This is a genomic window from Flavobacteriales bacterium (genome assembly GCA_026129465.1).
Lineage (GTDB): Bacteria > Bacteroidota > Bacteroidia > Flavobacteriales_F > PHOS-HE28 > PHOS-HE28.
In genome coordinates, this window is record JAHCIA010000001.1 from 702,137 (window position 1) to 728,166 (window position 26,030).

General features: G+C 63.4%; 19 protein-coding genes. 10 read left to right on the forward strand and 9 right to left on the reverse strand.

The window, feature by feature from the left end; all coding sequences use genetic code 11:
* Positions 1-3 precede the first annotated feature (3 nt).
* On the forward strand, positions 4-1,233 hold the full coding sequence (locus tag KIT10_02880) for a hypothetical protein (protein MCW5898189.1): 1,230 nt from the start codon (positions 4-6) through the stop codon (positions 1,231-1,233).
* Between the two features lie 23 nt (positions 1,234-1,256).
* A complete protein-coding gene (locus KIT10_02885) occupies positions 1,257-1,583 on the forward strand; it encodes a multidrug efflux SMR transporter (GenBank protein ID MCW5898190.1) in 327 nt (108 codons plus the stop codon).
* A 73-nt stretch (positions 1,584-1,656) separates the two neighbouring features.
* On the opposite strand, the gene KIT10_02890 is transcribed toward KIT10_02885, so the two are convergent.
* The gene (locus tag KIT10_02890) at positions 1,657-2,847 is read right to left on the reverse strand and encodes a tetratricopeptide repeat protein (GenBank protein MCW5898191.1); all 1,191 of its coding nucleotides are present in this window, start codon (positions 2,845-2,847) and stop codon (positions 1,657-1,659) included.
* A gap of 25 nt (positions 2,848-2,872) precedes the next feature.
* The gene (gene gyrA, locus KIT10_02895) at positions 2,873-5,440 is read right to left on the reverse strand and encodes a DNA gyrase subunit A (protein ID MCW5898192.1); all 2,568 of its coding nucleotides are present in this window, start codon (positions 5,438-5,440) and stop codon (positions 2,873-2,875) included.
* Positions 5,441-5,717: 277 nt separating this feature from the next.
* Here gyrA and KIT10_02900 point away from each other — a divergent pair, with 277 nt between their 5' ends.
* On the forward strand, positions 5,718-8,312 hold the full coding sequence (locus tag KIT10_02900) for an ATP-dependent Clp protease ATP-binding subunit (GenBank protein ID MCW5898193.1): 2,595 nt from the start codon (positions 5,718-5,720) through the stop codon (positions 8,310-8,312).
* 9 nt (positions 8,313-8,321) lie between these two features.
* Here KIT10_02900 and KIT10_02905 read toward each other — a convergent pair whose 3' ends face one another.
* Genes KIT10_02905 through KIT10_02915 form a run of 3 tightly spaced genes read right to left on the reverse strand, consistent with a single transcriptional unit; the run spans position 8,322 to position 9,646 of the window.
* Positions 8,322-8,990 (reverse strand): hypothetical protein, encoded by a 669-nt coding sequence (locus tag KIT10_02905; protein ID MCW5898194.1) that lies wholly within the window; start codon positions 8,988-8,990, stop codon positions 8,322-8,324.
* Positions 8,987-9,367: a hypothetical protein gene (locus KIT10_02910; GenBank protein MCW5898195.1), complete on the reverse strand. Its 381-nt coding sequence runs from the start codon at positions 9,365-9,367 to the stop codon at positions 8,987-8,989. Before KIT10_02910 ends, KIT10_02905 begins: the two co-directional genes overlap by 4 nt.
* A gap of 3 nt (positions 9,368-9,370) precedes the next feature.
* Entirely contained in the window at positions 9,371-9,646 is a 276-nt protein-coding gene (locus KIT10_02915) for a DUF493 family protein (protein MCW5898196.1), read from the reverse strand.
* An 87-nt stretch (positions 9,647-9,733) separates the two neighbouring features.
* On the opposite strand from KIT10_02915, the gene KIT10_02920 reads away from it, so the two are divergent.
* Genes KIT10_02920 through KIT10_02930 form a run of 3 tightly spaced genes read left to right on the forward strand, consistent with a single transcriptional unit; the run spans position 9,734 to position 12,325 of the window.
* Positions 9,734-10,837 (forward strand): hypothetical protein, encoded by a 1,104-nt coding sequence (locus KIT10_02920; protein MCW5898197.1) that lies wholly within the window; start codon positions 9,734-9,736, stop codon positions 10,835-10,837.
* Positions 10,838-10,848: 11 nt separating this feature from the next.
* Positions 10,849-11,454 carry a sigma-70 family RNA polymerase sigma factor gene (locus tag KIT10_02925; GenBank protein MCW5898198.1) on the forward strand — a complete coding sequence of 202 codons (606 nt, stop codon included), beginning with the start codon at positions 10,849-10,851 and terminating at the stop codon, positions 11,452-11,454.
* A complete protein-coding gene (locus KIT10_02930) occupies positions 11,426-12,325 on the forward strand; it encodes a hypothetical protein (protein MCW5898199.1) in 900 nt (299 codons plus the stop codon). The genes KIT10_02925 and KIT10_02930 overlap by 29 nt, the downstream gene beginning before the upstream one ends.
* Positions 12,326-12,331: 6 nt before the next feature.
* On the opposite strand, the gene KIT10_02935 is transcribed toward KIT10_02930, so the two are convergent.
* Positions 12,332-13,342 carry a N(4)-(beta-N-acetylglucosaminyl)-L-asparaginase gene (locus KIT10_02935; GenBank protein ID MCW5898200.1) on the reverse strand — a complete coding sequence of 337 codons (1,011 nt, stop codon included), beginning with the start codon at positions 13,340-13,342 and terminating at the stop codon, positions 12,332-12,334.
* Positions 13,343-13,420: 78 nt separating this feature from the next.
* Here KIT10_02935 and KIT10_02940 point away from each other — a divergent pair, with 78 nt between their 5' ends.
* The 3 genes from KIT10_02940 to KIT10_02950 are packed head-to-tail and all read left to right on the forward strand — an operon-like array spanning position 13,421 to position 18,591.
* Positions 13,421-14,695 carry a sugar MFS transporter gene (locus tag KIT10_02940; protein ID MCW5898201.1) on the forward strand — a complete coding sequence of 425 codons (1,275 nt, stop codon included), beginning with the start codon at positions 13,421-13,423 and terminating at the stop codon, positions 14,693-14,695.
* Positions 14,692-15,615, forward strand: coding sequence for an ROK family protein (locus tag KIT10_02945; protein MCW5898202.1), 924 nt, complete (start codon positions 14,692-14,694; stop codon positions 15,613-15,615). Before KIT10_02940 ends, KIT10_02945 begins: the two co-directional genes overlap by 4 nt.
* A gap of 3 nt (positions 15,616-15,618) precedes the next feature.
* A complete protein-coding gene (locus KIT10_02950) occupies positions 15,619-18,591 on the forward strand; it encodes a GH92 family glycosyl hydrolase (protein MCW5898203.1) in 2,973 nt (990 codons plus the stop codon).
* Between the two features lie 9 nt (positions 18,592-18,600).
* Here the strand turns inward: KIT10_02950 and KIT10_02955 are convergent, their stop codons facing one another.
* The 3 genes from KIT10_02955 to KIT10_02965 form a co-directional block, all read right to left on the reverse strand.
* Positions 18,601-21,144, reverse strand: a complete 2,544-nt coding sequence (locus KIT10_02955) for a T9SS type A sorting domain-containing protein (protein MCW5898204.1) — start codon at positions 21,142-21,144, stop codon at positions 18,601-18,603.
* A gap of 101 nt (positions 21,145-21,245) precedes the next feature.
* Positions 21,246-23,240, reverse strand: a complete 1,995-nt coding sequence (locus KIT10_02960) for a glycoside hydrolase family 2 protein (protein ID MCW5898205.1) — start codon at positions 23,238-23,240, stop codon at positions 21,246-21,248.
* Entirely contained in the window at positions 23,237-23,977 is a 741-nt protein-coding gene (locus tag KIT10_02965) for a hypothetical protein (GenBank protein ID MCW5898206.1), read from the reverse strand. Before KIT10_02965 ends, KIT10_02960 begins: the two co-directional genes overlap by 4 nt.
* A gap of 49 nt (positions 23,978-24,026) precedes the next feature.
* Between KIT10_02965 and KIT10_02970 the strand changes: the two genes are divergently transcribed.
* Complete coding sequence (locus KIT10_02970) at positions 24,027-25,970, forward strand: tetratricopeptide repeat protein (protein MCW5898207.1); 1,944 nt, start codon at positions 24,027-24,029, stop codon at positions 25,968-25,970.
* The last annotated feature ends 60 nt before the right edge of the window (positions 25,971-26,030 follow it).

The window sequence follows — 26,030 nt, forward strand, 5'->3', positions numbered from 1 at the left end:
TGGATGCCGGTCCTCCCGGCCATGCTGCTGGCCGGAAACCTTCTGGCCCAATGGCCCGCGCTGCCCTTGGACAGCGTGATCGACGACCGCACCGGTATCCGGCATATCGCCTGGTTTCGCGGCGGATTGGAGGCCAACATGAACAGCTTGGAGAACGGACTTTTCGCCGGGCTCTGGCGCGGCGCGTTCCTGGATCGTGGCATGCGGGAACGCATCCGCGATGGCTTGAAAAAGCGCAACCGCGCAGGTTATCTGTTGGGCGCGGAGATGGCCTACATCGGGCCGGACAGCCTTTTCCGGCGCGGTGGCTGGCACCCCATGGTGCATTTGGGCTACCATGATATGCTCGGCGTCCGATTCGCACCCGACCTGTACACCACCGCTTTTCTCGGCAATGCGGGTTTCGAGGGCCGCACGGCGGAATTGGGCCCCTCCGCACATGCCGCCATGCGCTATGCCACCATCGGTCTTGGCGTGTCCGATGCGCACGGACAACGTTTCCTGCGCCTGGCGATGGTGCGCGGTGATGCGATGACCGCCTCCGAACTGCGCCGTGCAGATCTCTACACCGCACCGGATGGGCGCGCCTTGGTGTTGGACCTGCAAGGCGACCTCTGGCAAAGCGGGGCCTCCTCGCGCGAGATCGAGGCCGGCTGGGGCCTGGCCCTGTCCGGCGCATGGAAGGGCGATCACCTCCTGGCAGGGCGGCCCATGCTCTGGCGCTTGTCCGTGGAAGATCTCGGCTTCATGCGCTGGCGGCCCGGCACCTTCCATTTGGGCCGCGACACGGTGATCGACTACTCGGGCATCCAGATCGCCGGCATATCCAGTTTGGACCAGACGCTCATCAGCGGCGATCAACTGTTGGATACGTTGGGTTTGCGCTCCTCCCGAACAACGAAACTGGACCTTCTGCCCTTCCGCGCGGCGTTCGAATGGGTGATGCGCACCGACGGGCCTTGGTATTACGCGCTGGAACTGCGTTACGTGCACCTGCCCGGCTACATGCCCGAATCGACCTTGAGCGGCGGCAGGAGCATCGGCCCCAAAGCACAAGTCTCGGCATGCCTCGGTTATGGCGGCTTCGGAGGACCTCGCTTCGGGCTGGGTGGTCGCTGGCGCGTGGATCGCCATGTATCCTTCGGCATGTCCACCACACACCTGCCGGGTTTCCTGCTGGGACGCATGCGGGGTTGGGGCACGCAAGGCTCATTGATCTTCCACCTGCCCTGAAGGCCGAACAAGCCACTCCGCACATGGCCTGGATACTCCTGTTCATCGCCGGCTTGTTCGAGGTGGGTTTCGCCACCTGCCTGGGCAAGGCCAAGGAGACCTCGGGCAGCGAGCAGCTATGGTGGCTGGCCGGCTTCATCGTGGCCCTGGCGATCAGCATGTCCCTGTTGTACCGCGCGGCGCAAAGCCTGCCCATAGGCACGGCCTACGCGGTTTGGACCGGCATCGGCGCGGTGGGCACGGTGTTGGTCGGCATCCTGCTCTTTCGGGAACCCACGGACTTCTGGCGGCTCTTCTTCCTGTTCGCCCTCATCGCGTCGCTGGTGGGCCTGAAGGCGGTGACACCCTGAGACCCTGTTACTGGCCCATAAAGCCGAAGGGCCGCCCCATGTGGGACGGCCCTTCGCGCGATCATGGGAAGGCTCAATTGGTGAGCTTGTCCTTCATCTCCTTGTACTTCGCCTGGTCGTTCACCTTGGCGTAGAGCTTCATCAACTGGTTGATGGTCTGCTTGTCGTCCGGCCGCAACTCGTGGGCCTTCTCGAAGTATGGCTTGGCCATCAGGTACACGTCATCGGCCAACTTCTTGCACTTCATGTACTCGCTGTCGCTCTTGATCTTGTTGCACTTTTCGTACTCGAAGGCCGCGCGGTTGTTGTAGAGCACGCCGATGTTGAAGTAGGCGTCGAAGAACTTGGCGTCCTTCTCGATGCTCTTCTTGTAAGCGGCTTCGGCCCGCTCGGACCATTGCTTCATGCCGGCCTCGTCATTCGCCTCCATGGCGGCGTTGGCCTTCTTGTCGAAAAGACCGCCCTCCACGGAGTGTAGCACGGCATTCTCCGGGTCCTTTTCAAGCGCCAGCTTCACGATCTGTTCCGCGTCGTCGCTGCGGTCGGCGTTGAGCAGGTCGCTCATCAGGTCCAGGATCAGGTCCTTGTTGTCCGGGTAGCGGGCCATGCCCTCCTTGGTCGTGGCGATGGCGCCATCGGCGTCACCTCCCTTGCGTTGCAGGCTGGCGATGTAGCGGTACACCTCGGGCTTGTCATAGCCCAAGGCGAGCACCTCGCGGTAGTGCTTGATGGCGTTGGCCCCGTCGCCCTTGCTCTCGTAAGCGAGCGCCTTGTTGAAGATGGCATTGGTGTCCACCTGCCCGAAAGCTTTGGCGATGCGCTCCGAGTTGCCATAAAGGACGATGGCGCGATCGTAGCTCTTGCCCGTGAAGGCTTCGTTCCCGGCGTTCAGGCTCATGCCCTGCAGGGCGCCCAAGGCCTTGACGTTCTCGATCTTGTAGCTGCCCTTCACGTCCAGCTCATTCGCTTTCAGGTAACTGTCAATCGCCTTGTCCAGGGCGTCGGGGAACATGGACCGCAAAGCCTGGTCCTCGCTGGAGGCGATGAGGCGGTAGATATCGCCCCGGTAGCGCCAGGTCTTCTCACTGGCGCCGGTCTTGGCATCGGAAATTGCAGGTTCGATGAACTCGGCGGCCTTGGCCAGTTCACCGGCTTTCATGTGGTTGTAGGCGTTCACCACGTTCACGTTCTGGGCGCCTGCCTGCCGTGGCAGGGAAAGGGCCAGTGCCGCCGTGGCGAGCGCGATGGTCAGCGTGGTCTTCATGGTCGGGTTCCTATCAGGGTTGTGTTCATTCTGTGCCATTCCCATTCGCAACATCGGTGCCATCCGGGGTTTCTCCACTGCCGGCCTCGCCTTCCGCGCCATCCTCTTCCTTCAATTCGCTGTCGATCTTGGCCACGGCGGCGATCTGGTCGTTCTTCCGCAGTTCGATCAGGCGCACACCCTGGGTGGCTCGGCCCAGCACACGCAATTCATCCAGCCCCATGCGGATGGTGAGGCCGCTCCGGTTGATGATCATCAGCTGGTCGTCCTCGGAGACATCCTTGATGGCGATCAGTTCGCCGGTCTTGTCGGTGATCTGGAGGGTCTTCACGCCCTTGCCTCCCCGGTTCACCATGCGGTAGGCGTAGTCGCCATTCTCGTCCACGATGGCCGAGCGCTTGCCATAGCCCTTGGCGCTCACCACCAGTACCTGGCGTGTGGAGAGTTCGGTGGCGTCCACGGCGATCATGCCGATGACCTCGTTGTCCTTGGAGCCACCCTCGAGGTTCATGCCACGCACACCGCTGGCGTTGCGGCCCATGGGGCGCACGTCGCTTTCCTTGAAGTGCACCGCGCGGCCGTCTCGGCTGGCCAGGATGATGTGGCTGTTGCCCGTGGTGAGCTTGGCCTCCAGCAATTCGTCGCCCTCGCGGATGCCCACGGCGATGATGCCGTTGGCACGCGGCCGGCTGTAGGCTTCCAGGGTGGTCTTTTTGATCACACCCTTCTTTGTGCAAAGCGTCACGAAATGCTTCGCCAGGTGGTCGGTGTCCTTCAGGTCGGTCACGTTCAGATAGGCCACCACCTTGTCGTCACCTTCGATCTGGATCAGGTTCTGGATGGCCCGGCCCTTGCTCTGGCGGGTGCCTTCGGGAATATCGAATACGCGCATCCAGTAGCATCGGCCCTTCTGCGTGAAGATGAGCAGATAGTTGTGGTTGGTGGCCACGAAGAGGTGCTCCAGGAAGTCCTCGTCGCGCGTGGTGCTGCCCTTGCTGCCGACGCCGCCCCGGCTTTGCGTGCGGAACTCGTGGAGGCTGGTGCGCTTGATGTAGCCCAGGTGGCTGATGGTCACCACCACGGCCTCATCCGCGATGAGGTCCTCCATGCGCATGTCGCCGCTCGATTCCACGATGGCCGTGCGCCTTTTGTCGCCGTACTTATCCTTGATCTCCAGGGTCTCGTCCTTGATGATCTTCATCCGCAGGCCCTCATCGGCCAGCACCGACTTCAGGTACGCGATGGTCTTCATCAACTCGGCGTGCTCCTCGCGGATCTTGTCGCGCTCCAGGCCGGTGAGGCGCTGCAGCCGCATGTCCAGAATGGCCCGTGCCTGGATCTCGCTCAAGGCGAACTCCCGCATCAGGCCTTCGCGGGCCTCGTCCGGGGTCTGGCTGCCACGGATCAAGGCGATCACGGCGTCCAGGTGGTCCAGGGCGATGAGGAGGCCTTCCAGGATGTGGGCGCGTTCCTCGGCCTTCCGCAGGTCGTACTTGGTGCGGCGCACCACCACATCATGGCGGTGACCGACGAAATTCGAGATCATGGCCTTGAGGCCGAGCAATACGGGGCGCCCGCCCACCAGCGCGATGTTGTTCACGCTGAAGCTGGTCTGCAGTGCACTGTACTTGTACAACTGGTTGAGCACCACGGTACCCATGGCTTCGCGCTTCACGTCATAGGCGATGCGAATGCCGTTGCGGTCGCTGTAGTCGTTGACATCGCTGATGCCCTCGATCTTCTTGTCGTTCACCAGATCGGCCACGCCCTTGACGAGTTGCACGGCCTTGTTGGTCTGGAAGGGGATCTCCGTGCAGATGATGGTCTCGCGGCCGCTCTTGTCATCCTCCTCGATGTGGCACTTGGCGCGCAACACCACCTTGCCCCGGCCGGTCTCATAGGCCTCGCGGATGCCCTCGGTGCCATGGATGACGCCGCCGGTGGGGAAATCGGGGCCCTTGATGTGCTTCATCAGGCCGTCCACGGTGATCTCCTTGTCGTCGATGTAGGCCACGATGCCGTCGCACACCTCGCTCAGGTTGTGCGGGGGCATGTTGGTGGCCATGCCCACAGCGATGCCGGCCGCGCCGTTCACCAGCAGGTTGGGTATGCGGGTGGGCATCACACTGGGTTCCTCCAGCGTATCGTCGAAGTTGGGTCGCATGTCCACCGTCTCCTTGTCCAGGTCGGCGAGCACCTCCTCGGCGATCTTGCGCATGCGGGCCTCGGTGTATCGCATGGCGGCGGGCGGGTCACCGTCCAGGCTGCCGAAGTTGCCCTGGCCGTCCACCAGCGGGTAGCGCAGGCTCCAGTCCTGGGCCATGCGCACCATGGCGTCATACACGCTGCCGTCCCCGTGCGGGTGGTATTTGCCGAGCACCTCGCCCACGATGCGGGCGCTCTTCTTGTACGGCCGGTTGCTCAACACGCCCAGGTCCTGCATGCCGAAGAGCACGCGGCGGTGCACGGGCTTCAATCCGTCGCGCACATCGGGCAGGGCCCGGCTCACGATCACCGACATCGAATAATCGATGTAGGCGGTGCGCATCTCGTTCTCGATGTTGATCTGGATGATCTTCTCTCCGTCGCTCATTTTCAGGTCGGCCCGTCACCGGTCCGGAAGCTGTTTCCGGGCCTTCTGAACGGGGGCCCGAAAGTACTCAACACGCCTTGGCCATGGACCCGATCTTATCCACGATCGCCGCGCCCCGTGTGGAAAAACGACCGCACAGGATGCTGTGGATAATTGCGCCGATCGCGATCTGGCCCGCGATCGGGCCGATCCCTAGCTTGCTCCCGATGGCCGTGCCCATAACTTGGCACCGCCGTACGCGCCGCAAGGCCCCCACAAGTACGCATACCACCACCGCATGGACGCCAAATTCTCACCGCAGGTCAGGGAAGTAATGAGCCAGAGCAGGGACGAGGCCCTGCGGCATGGCCACGACCACATCGGCATCGAGCATATCCTCCTGGGCCTGCTGCATGACAGCGACAACAACGCCATGCGGGCCTTGAAGGAACTGGAGGTGGACCAGGACGAAGTGCGTACCAAGTTGGAATCGCGCATGGCCCCGGCCAGCCCGGCCCCTCCCCCGAGCAAGGACAAGCTCGCGCTGGTGAAACAGGCCGAAAAGCTGCTGCGCATCACCTTCCTGGAGGCCAAACTGCTCAAGAGTCCGGTGATCGATACCGAGCACATCCTGCTGGGCATTCTCAAGACCGAGGACAATGTGGCCATGAAGGTGCTGCACGACCTCCAGGTGGACTACGACCGCGCCAAGCAGGCCGTGGACGCCATCATGGCGCAGGACCCCAAGAACCCCGGGCGGATCCACCCCAAGGCCCAAGGCCCGCAGAGTGCCGATGACGATGATGACGAGGGCGGGGGATTCCCCACTGGAGGCCAGCGCAAACAAGGCGACACCAAGAGCAAGACCCCGGTGCTGGACAACTTCGGCCGCGACCTCACCAAGCTGGCCGAGGATGGCAAGCTGGACCCCATCGTGGGCCGCGAGAAGGAGATCGAGCGTGTAAGCCAGGTGCTGAGCCGCCGCAAGAAGAACAACCCCGTGCTCATCGGCGAACCCGGCGTGGGCAAAAGCGCCATCGCCGAGGGCCTGGCCCTGCGCATCATCCAGCGCAAGGTGAGCCGGGTGCTCTTCAACAAGCGCATCGTGGCCCTGGACATCGCCAGCCTGGTGGCCGGAACCAAGTACCGTGGCCAGTTCGAGGAGCGCATGAAGGCGGTGATGAACGAGTTGGAGAACAGCCCGGACGTGATCCTCTTCATCGACGAGATACACACCATCGTGGGCGCTGGCGGCGCCAGCGGAAGCCTCGACGCCAGCAACATGTTCAAGCCCGCGCTGGCGCGTGGCGAGATCCAATGCATCGGTGCCACCACGCTGGATGAGTACCGCCAGTACATCGAAAAGGACGGCGCGCTCGAACGCCGTTTCCAAAAGGTGCTGGTGGAACCCACTTCCGTGGAGGAGACCATCCAGATCCTCAACAACATCAAGGAGAAGTACGAGGACCACCACCATGTGTCCTTCACCCCAGAGGCCGTTGACGCCTGTGTGAAGCTCACGGCCCGCTACATCACCGACCGCCACCTGCCTGACAAGGCCATCGACGCGCTGGACGAGGCCGGCAGCCGGGTGCACATCAGCAACATCGTGGTGCCGAAGAACATCCTCGATATCGAGCAGAAGATCGAGGACATCAAAGAGGAGAAGAACAAGGTGGTGCGCAGCCAGCGCTACGAGGAGGCCGCCAAGCTGCGCGACAAGGAGCGGCAGCTGCTGGAGGAACTGGACCGTGCGAAGAAGCAGTGGGAGCAGGAGAGCCGCAGCAACCGCACCATCGTCACCGAGGAGAACGTGGCGGAGGTGGTGGCCATGATGAGCGGCATCCCGGTGACACGCATCGCCGAGAAGGAAAGCGGCAAGCTCAGGCGGATGAAGGAGGAGATGGAGGGCCGCGTCATCGGCCAGCCGGACGCCGTGGCCAAGGTGGTGAAGGCCATCCAGCGCAACCGCGCCGGTCTCAAGGATCCCAACCGCCCCATCGGCAGCTTCATCTTCCTGGGTCCTACCGGCGTGGGCAAGACCCAACTCGCCAAGGAACTCGCGAAGTACCTCTTCGACACCGAGGACGCATTGATCCGCATCGACATGAGCGAATACATGGAGAAGTTCTCCGTGAGCCGTCTGATCGGTGCCCCCCCGGGGTATGTGGGCTATGAGGAAGGTGGACAACTCACCGAAAAGGTGCGCCGCCGCCCCTACTCCATCATCCTGCTGGACGAGATCGAGAAGGCCCACCCGGACGTATTCAACCTGCTGCTGCAGGCCCTCGACGACGGCAAGATGACCGACAGCCTCGGCCGCCACATCGACTTCAAGAACGCGATCATCATCATGACCTCGAACATCGGGGCACGCGACCTGAGCGACTTCGGCAAGGGCGTGGGCTTCGGCACCACCGCTCAGTCCTCCCAACAAGAGGACAGCAACCGGGGGGTGATCGAAAAGGCGCTGCGCAAGGCCTTCTCTCCGGAATTCCTCAACCGCATCGACGACATCATCTTCTTCCGCGGCCTGAAGCGCGAGGACATCCACCTGATCATCGACATCGAACTCGGGCATCTGTACAAGCGCATCGCCGAACTGGGTTACGAGTTGAAGCTCAGCGACGAGGCCAAGGACTTCCTGGTGGAGAAGGGCTACGACGAGAAATTCGGCGCACGTCCGCTCAAGCGCGCCATCCAGAAGTACGTGGAGGATCCGCTGGCCGAGGAGATCGTGAACCAGTCCGTGGAGGAAGGCGACAAGATCGTCGTGGGCCTCAACAAGGACAAGAACGACCTCACCATCAAGGTCTCCAAGGGCCGCAAGAAGGTGGGCAAGGGCGATGCAGGCAAGGAGGAACCCCCTGCGGGGGACGAGCCCACCGCCTGACCACGGCACTCACCAGCCCCGTGGGCCTTCATCACTGCGGCGCAACCGCGTGCTGAAGCCCATGCCCACCAGCAGGTTCTGGAAGTTGTGCGCTTCGGCCTTTTCGCGCCGTCCAGGGAATCCTTCCAAGCCCAGATCGGTGGCGCTGAACCGCGTGGCATCGGTCTCGTAGCCCAAGGAGAAGCTGAAGGCGAGATTGTCCGTGGCATGCACGAAAAGCGCGGCGTTCAAGGCCCAATGCAGTACCGTTCGCCGGCTGTCATCCGTGCAGGTGGGGCAACTGAAGACATAGGTGCTCGGACCGGCACGGGCGCTCAATTCGTAGAAGGTCCGTTCGCTGGTGTAGCGCTCATATTGCAGCTTGCCCACGAAGGTCATCCGCCGGATGTCGCCGGTGTTCAGCAGTGGGGCCAGCGCGCGTTCCTTCACCCCGAACCAGGTGACCTTCGCCCCGGCGCCCACCCCCAGCCCTTCCCAGATGGGCACCTGGAATACCGCGCCCACCTGGCCAAGCGTTTCGGTAACGCTGTTGAAGAGCGGATTGCCCAACGGCACGGGCAGGGCCAGGTCCACCTTGATCGTGGGGGAGACATCGGGCGACCGCGATCCGGTGCCCTGGGCGAACACCACCGCGGTATTGCATAGGATGAGCGCGGAAAGGAGCAGCCGATGGTTCATGCCTGTCGAAGACGGAAGAGGCGCACGGTGCGTTGCGTGTCGGTGCGCATTTCCAGGAAATAACCGCCATCCTGCAGATCAGGCAGCAAGTGCTCCACCTCGTGCTCGCCGGGATGCAATTCGCTGGCCGGCCAATCGTGCAGTGTGCGATGGTCCCCATCGAGCAGGGCGGTGCGCACCAACTGCCGGCCTGGCAGCTTGATCAGGATCCGCAACCGTGCCGGGTGGTAGGCCACTTCCACCGTGATGAGTTCGGCGTGCAGCGGCGCGGGCAGGTCCTTGGCCCGGACATGGTCGCGGAAGCGCTTCCAAGCCAGGACCACCACAGTGATCGAAAGGCTGATGATCAGCGCGGTGCGGATGTCCACCAGGTCCATCGTTCAAAGCATCATCACCCCGCCGATCTCGCCCGCGCGTCGGTAGCGGTCCACCACGGACTCCGCGTCCATCATCACTTCGCGCACCGTGAGGCTCAGGTAGCGCCCCCCTTTGGAGTATTTGCGCAGGATCTCGGTCTCCGGCGGGAACAGGGCCAGTACGGCGCGCAGCCGCTCATCGTCCGGCTCGAAGATCATCTTGAACATGTAGACCGTCGGCCATTCATGCACCTCGTCCAATCGTTGGCGCAGGCGGGCCATGGCATCTTCTTCCATCATCGGCTTGCTTTGCAAAGGTAGCTGAGGCTCCCCTGGCGATCGAACCTTTCGGCATGGTGCGTGTACAGTGATCCGCAAGCCTTCCGCATGAAGCGCCTCCTCCCCTTCCTGTTGCCCGGTCTGCTGGCCATTCCGCAGGCCCCGGCGCAGACAGCCCCGCCCCAGCGGGCAGCCGTGATGAACGATGCCGTGCAGGGCGGCTGGCAGCCCCAGGAGTTGCGCGATGCCGTGGACCTCTGGACCACCATCGCAAGCGAGAGCCCATTGGACCAGCAGGCCCGGCTGAACCAGTTCCGCAGCTCGCGCAACGAGGCCCTGGTCCGCAACCAAGGTGTGATGCCAGCGACGGAGCAGGTGAAACTCGAGACCATCGTGAAGGGCATGGAAGCCATCGATCCCGATGGATTCGAGACCCACCTCGCGCGCTTCCACCTGGAATTCCCGCAGGCTTCGGCCTTCCAGCACCTGGAACTGGCCCAGGCACGCGACCGCGACCGGGATGAACTGATAGCGCCGATGTTGGTGGATGCCGCGCGACGAGGCGATGAGACCGCCATGGCCAGCTATGGCACCGCCTTCAAGCAGCGGGGTGGCGTGGCACCAGGACTGTGGGTGCTGGCCGATGACATCCTGCTCAGCGTGGAAAAGAACGCCGTACTCATCGCCGCCGGTGAAATGGACGCCTACCCCATTTGGGCCAGACAATCCGCTGACGCGCACCGCAAGGATGTGCTCACCGTGGATGCGCGCATGCTGAACGATGTCGCCTACCGCCTGCGCATCTGGGAGAAGGCCCGCGCCAGGGGCCAGGTGCCGGGTGACGCGGCGACTTTCCTGCGCGAACTGCCAGCCGCGACCACCCGGCCCGTATATCTGTCCATCGCCCTGGGACCCGAACGCATCACCGGGTTGCGTGACCGGGTCTATGTCACCGGGATGGCCCTGCGCTTATGCGAAACACCGATCGACAACATCCCTCAACTGGAGCGCAACTGGAAGGCGATGAGGAAGACCACCGGGGCAGGTCCCATCGGGGCCAATTATTTGCTGCCCGGCGCCGTGCTGTTGAAGCACTACCGCGCTTTGGATGAAGAGCAGAAGGCCGCACCATTGGAACATGAGCTGCGCCAGCTGGCACGCGGCTACAAGGCCACGGACCGTTTGTACCGCAGCGGCGTGCTTGAACACTGACCATGGGCCTGATGGGCGGACCATACGGCACCCTGAGCGACGAGCGGCTGATGACCCTTGTGGTGGAAGGCGATGAACGCGCCTTCGCCACACTTTACGACCGCCATCACCGCAGGCTGCTCAATTACTTCCACCGCATGCTGTGGCAGGACCGAGAGCTGGCGCAGGACCATCTGCAGGATCTCTTCACCAAGCTGGCCAAGCGCCCCGCGAGCTACGACCGCGCAAGGCCCTTCACCACCTGGCTCTTCAGCGTGGCCAACAACATGTGCAAGAACGCCTACCGCCACCATGCCGTGGTGCGCCAGGCGGACAAGCACCTGCGCAACGGCACCGACCGCGAGGAGGCCGTGGCCGGCCGTGCCGTGGACCATGAGCTCTTCCGCAAAAGACTCCAGGAGGAACTTGACCTGCTCGATCCGGACCACAAGGCCACCTTTTTGATGCGCTTCGAGGAGGAACTCCCCGTGAAGGAGGTCGCGGCCGCCTTCGGATGCTCCGAGGGAACGGTGAAGTCCCGCATCTTCTACACCCTGAAAAAACTGGCCGCTCGCCTGCCCGAGTTCGGCCCCGATGCCCAGTTGCACGATGGAACGCCACGAACGATACGACCCTGAGGACATCGAACAGTTGTTGCGCGAGCGCGACTTCGACGCCCTGCTTGAAGAGGAGCGCGCCTATGTGCTGCGTCATCTCAGCGGACGCGATGAGTACCAGGCCATGCGCGGCCTGATGCGTTCCATGACCGATACACCCAGAAGCGATGCGGGCATCACGGCCGACGACCGGGTGCGTGAAGCGGTGATGGATGTGTTCCGTCGCGAGCGCGAACCGCGCTGGCGCATCTGGCTGAACCTGGCCGCCACCGCGTTCTGGCCCAAGGAGGCCCGAGTCGTATGGTTGCGCCCAGCACTGGCCTTGGGCACACTGGCCTTGCTCATCGTGGGCACCGTCACGGTGGTACGCTGGATGGGCCATGAGCAAGGCACGAACATCCTCGCCGAGGTGAAGCAGGCCAAGGAAGAGACCGCTCCGGTGGCCGATGAGCGCGCTATCACGCAGGAGACGGAAACAGCGGATACCGTGACCTTGACGACCGCGACAGCCCTTGAGGAGGCGCGTAACGAAAGCAGCCGACCGGTGGGCGAAGCGCCGGTGGAGCGATCACGCGTTCCGCACGCCACCGACCTGGTGGGCCATGGTCCAGGCGATGCCGATAGCGGCGTGGCGATGTTCGACACCGAGGTCCGGGAACAAGCCAAGGACGATCTGGCCGCGCAACCTGCCACATCCGCGGCCGCCAGTGGCCATGTCGTGACCCGGGAGGAATTGGAGATGAACATGTCCTTGGCGGAAACGAAAGCGACCGGTGTGACCCGTGCGAAACAGCGTACCGCCGAGATCGATGTGCCCAAGCGCCCCCATGCCACGGCTCGCAACCTGGCGCAGGACGAGCAATTGCTGGACCTGCTCACCGCGGGTTGGTAGAACACTTCACGCGGAAGCGCCCCATTCCAATTCGGCGCCGCTCACCACCACGCGGGTGCCATGCCGATCGGTCACGGCCATGTCGAAGCCGGGATAGATGCTCCACGTGCCGAAGAGCCCGTCCCGGCGCAGGGCGATGAAACCCACCTGCTGGTCCTTGAGGCCCGGGTTCTTGCGCAGGATGCGGCGCACCGCTTCGCGGCAGGCTTCCTCTGGCGCCATGCCCTGGCGCATCATCTCCACCACGGCATGGCTGCCAGCGATGCGGATCACCAATTCGCCCACACCGGTGGCGCAGGCGGCGCCCACATCCCCATCCACGAACAAGCCGGCACCGATTATGGGTGAATCGCCCACACGACCATGGACCTTCCAGGCCATGCCGCTGGTGGTGCAACTGCCCGCCAGCGTACCCGCCGCGTCCAGCCCCAGCATGCCGATGGTGTCGTGGTTCTCGATGTTGGCCACCGGCTTGTACTCGCCCTTCTTCTTCCACTCCTCCCATGCCTGTCGCACCTCCGGCACCTCCACGTTCATTTCGGTGAAGCCCTGCTCGCGCGCCCAGCGTTCGGCGCCGGCTCCCACCAGCATCACGTGCGGTGTACGCTCCATCACGGCGCGCGCGATGCGGATCGGGTGGATGAACCCCCGCACGAAAGCCACCGATCCCGCGCGGCCCGCATGGTCCATGATGCAGGCGTCGAGGGTGACGATGCCGTCGCGATCGGGCAGGCCACCGAGGCCCACACTGCGGTTCGTGAAGTCGGCCTCCACCACGGACACGCCCTGCTCCACGGCGTCGAGGATGCTGCCGCCACCATTCAGTTTGCGCTGGCCATGGTCGTTGGCGATGAGGCCATGCCGCCAGGTGGAGAGCAGCACGGGACCGCCCGGACCGACGGTCGCAGGTGCGGGTGTTTCCTCGGGAGACGCTTCGTTTGAAGTGCCGCAACCCGCCGCGACAGCTGCTGTACCCGCCAGTCCGAGTTTGATGAACCGCCTTCGATCGTGTACCATGGTCGGTGTTGATCGATGCCAATGTAACGCCCATCTTTGGCTCACCTCATGCGCGCCGCGAACGACCGATCGAGCCTGATGCCGCTGGTGGCGGTGACATCGCTCTTCTTCCTATGGGGCTTCATCACCGTTCTGGTCGACGCCTTGATCCCGCGCTTGCGCGAAGTCTTCGCGCTCACCTACTTCCAAGCGGGCCTGGTGCAATTCGCCTTCTTCATCGCTTACGGCCTCTTCTCCATTCCCTCGGGCGGTCTGCTGGCGAGGATCGGCTACCGCCAGGGCATGGTCGCGGGCCTTGGCATCATGGGGCTGGGCTGTCTGCTCTTCTGGCCTGCTGCGGGGTTCCGGCTCTTCCCCCTGTTCCTGCTGGGCACCTTCGTCCTCGCCGGTGGCATGACCGTGCTCCAAGTGGCCGCCAACCCTTATGTGGCCGTGCTGGGCGATGAGCGCACCGCCAGCAGCCGCCTCAATCTCGCACAGGCCTTCAATTCCCTGGGCACCACCATCGCTCCGGTGGTGGGGGCCCTCTTCCTGCTGAGCGACCGTATTCTTGATGAGCGGACCCTCGCCGGTATGGGCGATGCGGAGCGCTTGTCCTACATGGTATCGGAAGCTTCTGCGGTGCAAGCCCCCTTCGCCCTCATCGCGGGCGTTCTTTTCGCCGTGGCGATCGGCATGTGGCTGCTGAAGTTGCCTGGCATTTCGGGTGAACGGATCACCGGTGGCTATGCCGAAGCGTTGCGCAGTCCCCGCTTGATGCAGGGGGCGCTGGGCATCTTCCTTTATGTGGGCGCCGAAGTGGCCATCGGCAGCTACCTCGTCAGCTATTTCCTCAGCCTGGGTCTGCCGGACATCATCCGGGCCAATGCCTTCATGTCCTCGATCGCGTCCACCGTGCTGGGCAGCGACCTGCAAGGCCTGGACGGCAAAGGCGTGGCGGGCGCCTTCGTGGCCTTCTACTGGGGTGGCGCCATGGTGGGCCGTTTCTTGGGGTCGGCACTCACGCGTATGTTCCGGCCGGGACGTGTGCTTGCGCTCTTTTCCGGCCTCGCCATCCTGGCATTGGTCATCTCCATGAACAGCGGCGGCCTGGTGGCCATGTGGAGCATCCTCGCCGTGGGACTCTTCAACTCCATCATGTTCCCCACCATCTTCACCAACGCCATCGACGGCCTGGGACCACTGAAGCCACAGGGATCCGGCATCCTCTGCACGGCGATCTGCGGTGGTGCTGTGGTGCCTCCCATGCTCGGCTGGTTCGCGGACCTGGCCGGTTTCCAGATCGCCTTCATCCTGCTGCTGGTGTGCTATGCCTACATAGCACGCTACGGAGCGCGCTACGATACGGCATGATCGCGGGCATCGACATCGGGGGCACCACCAGCAAGATCGGGCTGGTACGCGATGGTCATATCGTGGGTCGCGCACGCATCGCCACCACCGGCCATGCGGATGAGCACGCCTTCGCGGACACACTGGCCCGGGAGACCCTGCGAATGGGCGAGGAATTCGGAGCAAGCGTCACCTCCATGGGTATCGGTGCGCCCAACGCGAACCAACTGACGGGTGTGATCGAGATGGCGCCCAACCTGCCATGGAAGAACGAGGTTCCCCTGGCGCGCATGCTGGAGGACCGATTGGGCGTGCCCTGCGTGCTGGGCAACGACGCGAACGCCGCCGCCCTTGGCGAATGGCGATACGGTGCGGGGCGTGGCATCGAGGACCTGCTGGTGGTGACGCTGGGCACCGGCGTGGGCAGTGGCTTCATCATCGGCGGCAGGCTGGTGCTGGGCAGTGCGGGCAATGCGGGCGAACTGGGACACACCATCCTGCATCCGCAAGGGCGGCCATGCACCTGCGGCCGACGTGGTTGCCTGGAAGCCTATGTGAGCATCCGGGGCATCCGGCGCACCTACGCCGAACTCAGCGGCACCGAGGACGGACATGGCATTCTGGCGGGTGAAGGCGTTCTGCCCATCGCGGAGGCCGCACGCCAAAGCGACCCGCATGCACAGCGCACCTTCCACCATACGGTCGATCATCTGGCCATCGGTCTCGCCAACGCGGTCTGCTTCAGTGGACCAAGGCGTATCGTGCTCTTCGGTGGCATCGCCCGGAACGGGGATCTGATCATGGCGCCCTTGCGCGATCGCTTCGCCGCACGACTGCTGAACATCTACCAGGGCCGCGTGGACCTCATGGCATCGGCCTTGCCGGAGGATGACGCGGCGCTGTTGGGGGCGGCGGCCCTGGGGGACCCTTTCGATCCGTAGGACATGACGAACACCGACACTCCTTACCTGACAGGTGGGCCCATGGGGCTGGCCATGCATGCGACACTCGCTATAGCGCTGTTCCTCTCCGCATCCATTTCGAATGGCCAATCCCCGATCGCCACCACCCTGGTGGACCCTTTCATCGGCACCGGCGGCCACGGCCACACCTTCCCCGGCGCCTGCGTGCCTTTCGGCCTGGTGCAGTTGAGTCCCGACACACGCCCCGACGGCATACACGACTGGGACGGCGCCAGCGGATACCATTACAGCGACAGCATCATATACGGTTTCAGCCACACGCACCTGAGCGGTACCGGTGTAAGCGACCTGTGCGATGTGTTGCTGATGCCCACCACGGGAAGTGGTACCACCGATCCGAACCGGTACCGTTCATCCTTCCACAAGGCGTCCGAACATGCGCATGCCGGATACTACCGTGTGCATTTGGATGGGCCTGATGTGGGGGTGGAACTCACCGCGTCACCGCGTACAGGCATGCACCGCTACGCCTTCCCTGCGGGGAAGGAGGCCTTCCTGACGATCGACCTGGAACACCGTGACTTTGTGGAGAACGCCAGCATCGTTCGCGTGGGCGACCGTGAGGTGACAGGCGAAAGACGATCCAGTTCCTGGGCACGCGACCAGCGGTTGTTCTATTGCATACGCACCAGCCATCCCTTCGCGCCACGCGAGGCGGACAACCCGCTGGCGGAGACCATCGCCGCGCACCAGCGCAGCCAGGACATCCTGCGCTTCGGCGACCTGATGGGCGAACCGCTCGTGGTGAAGGTCGGCATCAGCGCGGTGAGCATCGAAGGTGCCCGCAAGAACCTGGAAGCCGAAGTGCCCCATTGGGACTTCGACCAGGTGAAGCGCGAAGCGGAGACCACTTGGGACCGCGCATTGGGCCGGATCCACATCAGGGGTGGCGAGGAACGCGACCGGCGCATCTTCTACACCGCGCTCTACCACACCATGATCGCCCCCTGCATCTTCAACGATGTCGACGGCAATTACCGGGGCATGGATGGCGAGGTCCATCATGCGGACCATGATGTGTACACGGTCTTCAGCCTGTGGGACACCTTCCGGGCCCTGCATCCCCTGATGACCATCCTGGAACCGGACCGCACCAGGGATTGGATCCGCACCATGCTGCTGCACCACCAGCAGGGCGGGCGGCTGCCCATCTGGGAACTTTGGGGCAACGAGACAGACTGCATGATCGGCCACCACGCCGTGAGCGTGATCGCCGACGCCCATGCGAAGGGCATTCGGGGCTTCGATGAGGAACGGGCCTTGGAAGCGATGGTCTCCAGCGCGGAGTTGGACCGCTTCGGTCTGAAGCACTACCGTGAGCGGGGCTACATCAGCAGCGAGGACGAACCCGAAAGCGTGAGCAAGACCCTGGAGTACGCCTACAACGACGCCTGCATCGCGCGCTATGCGGAAGCCCTGGGACGGCAGGGGATCGCCGCCCACTACAAGGCCCGCTCGCGCAATTGGCACAACCTCTTCGATCCGGTGACCGGATTCTTCCGGCCGAGACGCAATGGCGGCTTCATCGAACCCTTCGACCCCCATGAGGTGAACTTCCACTTCACCGAGGCCAATGCCTGGCACTATGCCCTCTTCGTGCCGCACGATATGGAGCGCTACATCGAACTGCTCGGTGGCCAGGCGGGTCTCACGGAGAAGCTTGACGCCTTGTTCACGGCCGATACGCGCACCACGGGCCGCGACCAGAGCGACATCACCGGCTTGATCGGCCAGTACGCGCATGGCAACGAGCCCAGCCACAACTACGCCTACCTCTATTCCCTTTCATCGCGCCACTACAGCATGGATGTGTGGTTGAAGCGCATCATGGACGATCTGTACACCGATGCGCCGGACGGGCTTTCCGGCAACGAGGACTGCGGGCAGATGAGCGCCTGGTACGTGCTCAGCGCGCTGGGCCTCTATCCCATCGACCCCGGTGATCCGAACTACACGCTGGGTTTGCCGCGCTTCCCGGAGGCGGTCATCCACCTTGGCGATGGGCGGCGGTTGAGGATCATCGGTGAAAGCGAGGGCGGCTCGCGCGACCATGTCACAAGCATCAGTTGGAATGGCGGCGAAACCGCTGGTTTCCGCCGGATGGACCACGCCGCGTTGATGCAAGGCGGTGAGTTGCGTTTCTACTTGGGACCACGGCCTGGTTCCGCTCCTGTGCCCGACCAGCGCGAGGATCGCAGGCGCGATCCCGGCCCCATGCCCGTGCCCATCATCCAGGCTCCGGGCCAGGCGTTCGCCGATTCGGTGCGCATCTCCGTCACCAGCATCCCAGGACCTTGGCATATCGTGATCAACACGGAGCATGACGCCTTCGATCCGAAGCGCAACCCCCGCGTGCGGGACAACGAGGTGACCCTGTACCGCGATGGGTATGTGCGGGCCATCTGCGCCGATGGCACGGGTAGGAAAGGCATGCCGGTAAGTGCGCGATTCGTGAAGCGCGACAATGACCGCACGGTGGAACTCGAGAGCAATTACGCGCCGCAATACGCCGCCGGTGGCGACCAGGCGCTGGTGGACGGGCTGCGCGGGGGGCAGGACTTCCGCACCGGCGAGTGGCAGGGCTTCGAGGCCCAGGACGTGCTTGCCACCGTGGACCTGGGCCGGCCCATGCGCATAAGAAGGCTCGGGCTGGGCGTCTTGCAGGACATCCGCAGCTGGATCTGGTATCCCGCCAACGTCACTTTCGCCGTGAGCATGAACCAGCGCCAATGGAGCACGATGGAAGTAGCCAACCCGGTGCCGCAGGACGCCGAGGGCGCCATGAAGATGGACCTCTGGACGGAACCCATGGACAAGCGTGTGCGCTACATCAAGGTCATGGCCACCAGCATCGGCCCGTGCCCGGAATGGCACCCCGGCGCGGGGCATCCTGGTTGGATCTTCACCGACGAGATCCTCGTGGAGCCGTATTGATCGACATCGTCAGCGTTGCACCTGCACGCGTTCGCTGTGCACCGCGTGCGGTGTGATCAACTGCATCACATACTGCCCGTTCGCCAGTCCGCCCAGATCGATCGTGTGGAAGCCCTCGGCGGTCAGCACCAACCGGTGCTCCAGCACGGTTCGGCCAGCGGCATCAAGCACGCGCATGGATGCGGCGCCCGAAGCTCCGGACCACGTGATGAAAACAGTTCCCTCCGTGGGGTTGGGATGCAGGCTGAACGCCGGAGCCATCGTTTCCTCCAGGCCCACCATGCCACAGACCACGAACCATTGCAACTCGGCAAGCGCCGCGTTGTCCTGGCAGGAGCCCGCACCATCGGACTGGATGCGCATCGTGATCGCGTTCTGTGGGTTCAGGGAATTCACTGCGAAGCCGAGGAAGCTTCCACCGTTGTTGCCCTGGAAGAGCACGGGGGCGTTCTCGTTGAAGCCGTTGTAAACGATGATCCGGTCCGTACCGGTCATCTGCCCCTGGAAGAAGCCGATGGTGATGGGCATGGATTGGGCGGCCTGCCAGGTGTACCAACGGTCCTCATTGTTGCCGTAACAATAGTTGAAGTTGTCGTAGCCACAGGTCACCATCACGCAGTCCTGGCTGTCGTAGGTGAGCGTTCCGCTGTAATAGGCGCATTCCAGATTGTCCGCCTCGGCGACCATGAACTCCACGGGCGTGTTCTGCGGGTAGGGTCCGAAGGCGTATGTGCCCGTCGCTGATGCGAGGATCGTCTCGCTGGTGATGGTGTTCACGATCTGCAGGCCGGCGGCGCCAGGAGGATCGCTCACGACCACCTCGGCCATGAAGGTGCGGTCGCGGCAGTCGGGCACCATCTCATAGGCGATGCCCGGTGCGGCGCAGCCATCACAATAGACCTCCCACTCGAAGGGGTCGTAATTGCTCTGGCTGGTGCAATGGATGCTGCCATCCGATGTGAGTTCCATGTAGAGGTTGTTTCCCGTGGCCTCCACATCCACATCGTAGTAGGCGTTGAAGTTGTTGTTGATGGCACTGCCCGGAGGCCCCAGGTTGTAGGTGGCCGAGAAGGTGTGCTGGAACAGCAATGGCGCGGTGTTGTCCGGCCCGTCGAAGATGCGCAAGCGGTCCCAGGTGCTGCTCTCGATGGTGCCGCGCAGGAACTTCAGGTGCAGCGTACCGGCCGCGCCGGGCTTCTCATAGGCCCAGGCCTTGTTCTCATTCGCGCCGTAACAATAGGTCTCCTCGTACACCTCGGCACCACAGATCGTCACCGGGCACAAGGGGTTGATGAAGACCGGACTCGTCACATTGCACAGCGAATTGGAGTCGTGCGCCACGGTCACCTGCACCGGCGTTCCCGTTGCTATCGGTCCCACCTGGTAAGTGCCCGGCTCGGTGACCTGGAAGGTTGGTGCCCCGGCGGTGTTGGTGACGTTCAGCGTGTTCGCCGTTCCGACATCCGTGATGCCGACCTCGATGAAATACTGGGCGTTGGCGCAATCCTGCACGAGTTGGAAGGTGGTGGCCGGTGGCGCACAATCCAGACAGGAGGCCGTCCAGTCCAGGGCCGCGTTCTGACCCGTGACGCAGGAGATGGAGATGTCCGTGGTGATGCGCAGGGTGAGCGCGTGCTGCGGGTTGGTGCTGATGAAGAGCTGGCCTGCAAGATTGCCGTTGATGCCCTGGGCAGGTGTGAGCAGGGGCGCCGTGATGTCGGGGCCGTCATAAACCCGAAGCCAATCGCAGCAGGTCTCCAGGAAGCCGGCATTGAAGAGAATGGCCAATGGATAGGGTCCGGTGCCGGCGTAATTGAATATGACGTTCTGGTTGTTGCCGTGGCAGTGTATCTCGTTCAGTTCCGTACCACATACCACCTGGGTGGGGCAATTCCCGCTGTCCGTGATGTTGCCCAGCACCAAAGTGCAGGCGGGATCGCTCTCATGCTGCACCACCACGTTCACCACGGTACCCAGTGGGAAGGGTCCCAGCGTCACGGGTCCGGTACCGAGCTCCTCCAGAATGGTCACGTCGGCACCGACGGTCTGCACGATGTCCACATGCGCACCATCCCCCAGACTGTTCACGGAGACCTGGATCGTGAAGGTGTAGGCCATGCAATCCTCGATCACGGAATAGCCCGCCTGGGGCGGTGTGCAATTGAGCAACAGCTGCACCGTGGTGACGACGCAGAACACGCCGAATGCGCATTGGTCGTCGGCGGTGTAGTGCGCGAAGAGATCGCCGTTGGTCACCGCCTGTACCGACACGGGGCTGGACCCTTGACCCACCACCGGCCCATTGGCCGTACCCTGCCGAACCGTGATGTATGCGCCGGCCGATGCGGTGAACTGGTAGTTGGCCCCTGCGAATATGTTGGTGATCCGGCTGTGCTCCTGTGCCAGATTGCAGGTGGAGATGTTGGTCACCGTGCCATTCGCATTGGGGACGACGGCCTGCGCAGGGAACTGGAAGTTGGTGAGGCAATCCCCCTGGGCTATCGCGTTCGTGCAGCAAAGGGCGATGAACAGTGTGGATAGAATGTTTCGCATGCTTCCCGGTATTTGGAGGAACGAAAGGGACACTCAAATGTAACCGCCACGACAGGTGGATGGGCCATGCTTGGCGACCTCGACGAACAAGAGCCTGTTCTTCAGCGCCCACCGGCCCGTATGCGCCCATACGTACTACGCACCGCGTGATAGGCCGGCTTGCGGCGGCCGGCATGGTCGATCAGCGACCAACTGGCTCCGGGCCAGACATCATTCAATTGCCAAAGCAGCGTGCCCATGCAATGTGGCCGAGCATCGTGATGCGCTTCGATCGCCATGCGGCAGGCCATCGCTTGCAGGGCCTGGCTCTTCTCCACCAGATCACGACGGTCCTTCACCGGTCCCATGTACCGCTCCGCCAAACGGGCGATCGCACCATCACCCTTGTAGCTCAGTTGTCGTGAGGACCAGAAGCCGGGATTCTCCAGATCGCCAGGCCCTGCGATGGCCTCAAGTGTTTCCCAGAACGGGTAGGACTGGAAACCATACTCGCTGACGAAGCGTCCGACGTTGGAAGTGAATGCCTCGAAGGGTTCATCCCCGTGCCACACGCCCCAGTAATGCAGATCGCCATGGCGAAGCCCTTCCGTGTCGCCCCAATTGCTCAAGGGAGAAGTGTGGACATAGGGCCGGTCATCCAATGCGGAGATCCAACGCGGCATTTCTTCCTGGAAGAGGTTCGCGTAGGACCGCCACATGCGCATGGAATCCTTGGGCGCTATCTCCCAGGTCCTCTGCCAGCCCCAGTTGTGCCAGGCCACATCGATCTCGTTGTTGCCGCACCAGAGCGCCACACTGGCGCGATGCTGCAAGCGCGTCACCTGCTCCTCCACTTCAGCGCGCACGTTCGCCAGGAACGGATCCCCGTCCGGCACCATGGTGTTGGCGAACATGAGGTCCTGCCACACCAGGATGCCCGCTTCATCACAGGCATCGAAGAAGGCCTCCGGCGGATAGACGCCTCCGCCCCAGACACGCACCATGTTCATGTTCGCTTCGGCCATGGCCCGGACCAGATCCACCCAGGCCCTGTCGCCAGCACGCGGCAGGAATTGGTCCGGGGGGACCAGGTTGGCGCCCATGGCGAATAGTGGAACCCCGTTCACGACGAAGGAGAACGGGGTGCCCAGGCTGTCAGGCTCCTGATGGAGCAGGATGTCCCGCAGACCGATCCTGCCCTGCCAGGTGGACATGGTCCGCTCACCCACGATCAGCTCCACACGCAGATCGCGGAGACGCTGATCACCCATGCCAGCGGGCCACCACAGCCCCGTATCGGGCAGCATCATCCGCACACCAGCCTCCAGGGAGCCGGTGGCCACCTTCGCGGCATCGATCGTCGCTCGCCAAATCGCGTGGGCCGGTGCCGTGCCTTCCAGAGCGGGACGGATGCGCAGCTCACGCTGTCCATTCCGCGCCCGTTGCTCCACCTGCACGCCGGTGATGCGCGCATCATCCCAGCCGTGCAGATGGACCGGCCTCCAGATGCCGCAGGTGACCAGCCGCGGCGCGAAGTCCCAACCGAAATGCACACCGGCCTTACGGACGAATGGTGCCACTTTCACACGCCCCTGATCATTATCGGCGGGCAGGGAGCGGCCGTAAGCCCTCATCTGCTCCTCCCCTGCCAGCACCGCTGAGCGAAAACGCACTTCAAGTTCGTTCCTGCCTGTGCGAAGCCGCCCTTTCACAGGGAAGCGCCAGGTGCGGTGCATGTTGTCCGCCGACCCGATGCCCGCGCCGTTCAGCCGCACTTCCGCGAACGTGTCCAGTCCTTCAAAGACGAGATCCAAATGATCGTGTTCCCATGTGCCGGCCGACACCTCGAACGACATGGTGTAGACCCATTCGCGGTCCTCCACCCACTGCACATTGGCCAACTCGGTACCGTGGTAGGGATCACGGATCACACCGGCTCGCATCAGGTCGGTATGCACCGTGCCGGGTACTTCGGCCGCATGGGATCCATCGGCACCGGCCTCATGGACCCGCCAACCCGTATGCAGCTCGATCCGCGTTTCCTTCCTGCCCCCCGCCTCTCCGCGACCGCAGGAGAAGATGACGCCGCCCAACAGGAGAATGACCCACCACCTCATCGGAGTCCGGCATCCATCAAAGCGTTCAACACGCCTTGGACCTTCTCCCGGTCGGGTACGGTATCCCAAGCGCGGGCATCCCCGGAGGACATGGCCACACCCCTGGGAGGCTGGGAAGATGGCCCGCGCGCCGCGAAATGCACTTCGCCTACACCGGTAACACGCACGAGTTCGACCACATCATCGGGCAGGATCCCGCCAGCGGCCGCGACCGTCGTCCTCCCCCCGGCCATCATCACCATGCGCGCCAGCATGGGTGCACCATCCAGGGCCCGTACCGCGCCGCCGGAGGTGAGCACGCGGTGCACGCCCAGGTCCAAGAGGATGGCCATCGCACGCTCCATGTCGCTGGCATGGTCGATCGCACGATGGAAGGTGATCTCCATACCCTGCGTGATATCGATCACGCGTTCCAGAAAGGGCACGTGAGGTAGTCCATCCGAGCCCAAGGCCCCGACCACGATACCCATATCCGGCGTCAGGCGCCTGATGGCCCCCACATCCGCGAGCATGATGTCCAACTCCTCGGCGGTGTAATGGAAATGCCCTGGTGTGGGCCGGACCAGGATCCTGGTGGGCATGGGCACCGCGCGCTGCAGGATGTGGATGCTTCCCAGGCTGGGGGTGGTGCCTCCGCATTCGGGCCAGGTGCACCATTCGATATGGTCCACACCCGCTTCGAATGCGGCATTCGCTTCCGCGAGCCCCGCCACGCAGACCTCCACCTTCACGCCCATGGGGCCAAACATAGGATCGGGCGCCCATCGGACCCGCAACCCTGGCCGGATGCGCTCGTTAGAAGGCTCCGCCATGTCCTGCACCATTAGAAGCGCCATCCGCACCCTGATCCGCCTTTCGCTCGCGCTCACGGCGCTGCCCGCTTGGTCATCCCCGCCTGAAGACAGCCTGCGCTCAGCCTTGACCGGCCAGGCACCGGCAGGGCTCAAAGCCGATGCGCTTGTGAACCTGGCAGAGCGTGCCATGGCCGTGGATCCGCCCGGCGCTTTGGGCTACGCGCGCAATGCCCTGGCTTATGCGGAGCGGTCCGGCGACCAGAAAGCCGAACTGCAGGCCTTGCAGGTGAAGGCCGATGCGGAGACCGCCCTTGGACTTTATGCCGATGCCCTGCAGACCCGTTTCCGTGCCTTGGAGATCTCCAAGGTCATGGGCGACCCCCAGGCCATCGCCCGGGATCTGCGAGCCTTGTCCGATGCCTATCACTTCGAGGGACTCCTGGACAGGGCCGTGGATGAGGCGCGCAATGCCGTGGCCATCCTGCTGCCCACCAACGACGAACACACCATCGCCGAAGCGCATGCCGACCTGGTGCGCTGCCTGCGTGACGCGGGCCGCCATGACGAGGCCATCACCGTGGGCAACGCGGCCTTGAAACGCATTGAGAGCGCGGGCACCATGCCCGTTAAAGCCACGCTCTGGCGCCAGATCGGCGAGGTGCTCCTGGACCAGGGCAGACCCACCGACGCCCTGCCCATGCTCACGCGTGCGGAGCGTGAGTTGGAGAGCGGCGACAGCGGATCGGAACGGTTCCAAGTGGACCTCGCCCTGGCTCGCAACCATACCCTGCTGGGCCGCTTCAAGGAGGCCGACCAACACATCCAGAAGGCGGAACGATCCACCGGTTCGGGACTCTCCTTCAGGCAACGCGATGCCCTGCGCCATGCCCGTTACCAGTGGGCGCTGGAGCAGCACCAGTGGGAAGAGGCCGTCCGCTATCTCCAGGCCATCAAGGCCACGGATGATTCCCTGGACCTGGCCCGTGTGAAAATGAAAATGGTGGGCATGCAGGTGATGCACCAGCTCGAGCGCCGCGACGAGGACAACGCGAAGCTGCTGGTGCGCAACGTGATCAATGAAGAGGCCATCGCCGACCAGCGCGCTTACAACCGCTGGCTCATCGTCATGTCCGTGGTACTTTTCGCACTGGCACTTGTACTGGGCTTCACCATGCGGCATGCGCTGCGCATGAACCGCCGTTTGAAGTTGAAGACCGAGGTGATCCGCCGGCAAAGCGAGGAGATCGGCGCCAAGAACCTGGAATTGCAACGCCAGAACATGCGTCTCTCCGAATCACTGGTGAACGAGGAGGAGAAGGAGATGCTCATCAAGGAGATCCATCACCGCGTAAAGAACAACCTGCAGGTGGTGGACAGCCTGCTGACCATCCAGGGCAGCATGCATATGGACCCCGCACTGGAGAAGCAGTTCCGCGAAGCCCAGGGACGCATCCGCTCCATGGCATTGGTGCATGAGCACATCTACCGCTCAGGTGGTGGCCAGGGCGGTTCGCTGAAGTCCCATCTGGAGCAGCTGGCCCGCACAGTACTCGTGGCCTATGGCCTGCATGACCGGGTGTCCGTGAGCGTGGCGAGTCCGCTCGATGGCTTCCCGGAGGAGACCCAGATGCCCCTGACGCTGATGGTGAACGAACTGCTCACCAACGCCGTGAAACATGCCTTTACCGGTCGCGAGCACGGACACATCCGCATCGTGGTGCGGCCTGCGGGTGAAGGCTATGAACTGCTTTTCAGCGATGATGGCCAGGGGCTTGGACAGGATGGTGGGTATCTCCGCGATCGCTCCTTCGGGATGGAACTCGTGGAGATCCTGGCGCGCCAGCTCAATGGCGAGGTGCGCCTGTTGAAGGGCCAGGGCACGACCTTCAGCTTCAGCTTCGTACCAGACAAGAAGGAGATACGCGCGGCCTCCTGAGAACCGCCGTGGCAAGACCTATCTTCGCCCACCGTAGGCCGGGCACGCCATTCAAGCGGC

Bases quoted from the DNA above. Each gene is read 5' to 3' on its own strand.
- KIT10_02880 (MCW5898189.1), top strand. From the start codon at position 4: ATGCCGGTCCTCCCGGCCATGCTGCTGGCCGGAAACCTTCTGGCCCAA.
- KIT10_02885 (MCW5898190.1), top strand. From the start codon at position 1,257: ATGGCCTGGATACTCCTGTTCATCGCCGGCTTGTTCGAGGTGGGTTTC.
- KIT10_02890 (MCW5898191.1), bottom strand. From the start codon at position 2,847: ATGAAGACCACGCTGACCATCGCGCTCGCCACGGCGGCACTGGCCCTT.
- gyrA (MCW5898192.1), bottom strand. From the start codon at position 5,440: ATGAGCGACGGAGAGAAGATCATCCAGATCAACATCGAGAACGAGATG.
- KIT10_02900 (MCW5898193.1), top strand. From the start codon at position 5,718: ATGGACGCCAAATTCTCACCGCAGGTCAGGGAAGTAATGAGCCAGAGC.
- KIT10_02905 (MCW5898194.1), bottom strand. From the start codon at position 8,990: ATGAACCATCGGCTGCTCCTTTCCGCGCTCATCCTATGCAATACCGCG.
- KIT10_02910 (MCW5898195.1), bottom strand. From the start codon at position 9,367: ATGGACCTGGTGGACATCCGCACCGCGCTGATCATCAGCCTTTCGATC.
- KIT10_02915 (MCW5898196.1), bottom strand. From the start codon at position 9,646: ATGATGGAAGAAGATGCCATGGCCCGCCTGCGCCAACGATTGGACGAG.
- KIT10_02920 (MCW5898197.1), top strand. From the start codon at position 9,734: ATGAAGCGCCTCCTCCCCTTCCTGTTGCCCGGTCTGCTGGCCATTCCG.
- KIT10_02925 (MCW5898198.1), top strand. From the start codon at position 10,849: ATGGGCGGACCATACGGCACCCTGAGCGACGAGCGGCTGATGACCCTT.
- KIT10_02930 (MCW5898199.1), top strand. From the start codon at position 11,426: ATGGAACGCCACGAACGATACGACCCTGAGGACATCGAACAGTTGTTG.
- KIT10_02935 (MCW5898200.1), bottom strand. From the start codon at position 13,342: ATGGTACACGATCGAAGGCGGTTCATCAAACTCGGACTGGCGGGTACA.
- KIT10_02940 (MCW5898201.1), top strand. From the start codon at position 13,421: ATGCCGCTGGTGGCGGTGACATCGCTCTTCTTCCTATGGGGCTTCATC.
- KIT10_02945 (MCW5898202.1), top strand. From the start codon at position 14,692: ATGATCGCGGGCATCGACATCGGGGGCACCACCAGCAAGATCGGGCTG.
- KIT10_02950 (MCW5898203.1), top strand. From the start codon at position 15,619: ATGACGAACACCGACACTCCTTACCTGACAGGTGGGCCCATGGGGCTG.
- KIT10_02955 (MCW5898204.1), bottom strand. From the start codon at position 21,144: ATGCGAAACATTCTATCCACACTGTTCATCGCCCTTTGCTGCACGAAC.
- KIT10_02960 (MCW5898205.1), bottom strand. From the start codon at position 23,240: ATGAGGTGGTGGGTCATTCTCCTGTTGGGCGGCGTCATCTTCTCCTGC.
- KIT10_02965 (MCW5898206.1), bottom strand. From the start codon at position 23,977: ATGGGCGTGAAGGTGGAGGTCTGCGTGGCGGGGCTCGCGGAAGCGAAT.
- KIT10_02970 (MCW5898207.1), top strand. From the start codon at position 24,027: ATGCGCTCGTTAGAAGGCTCCGCCATGTCCTGCACCATTAGAAGCGCC.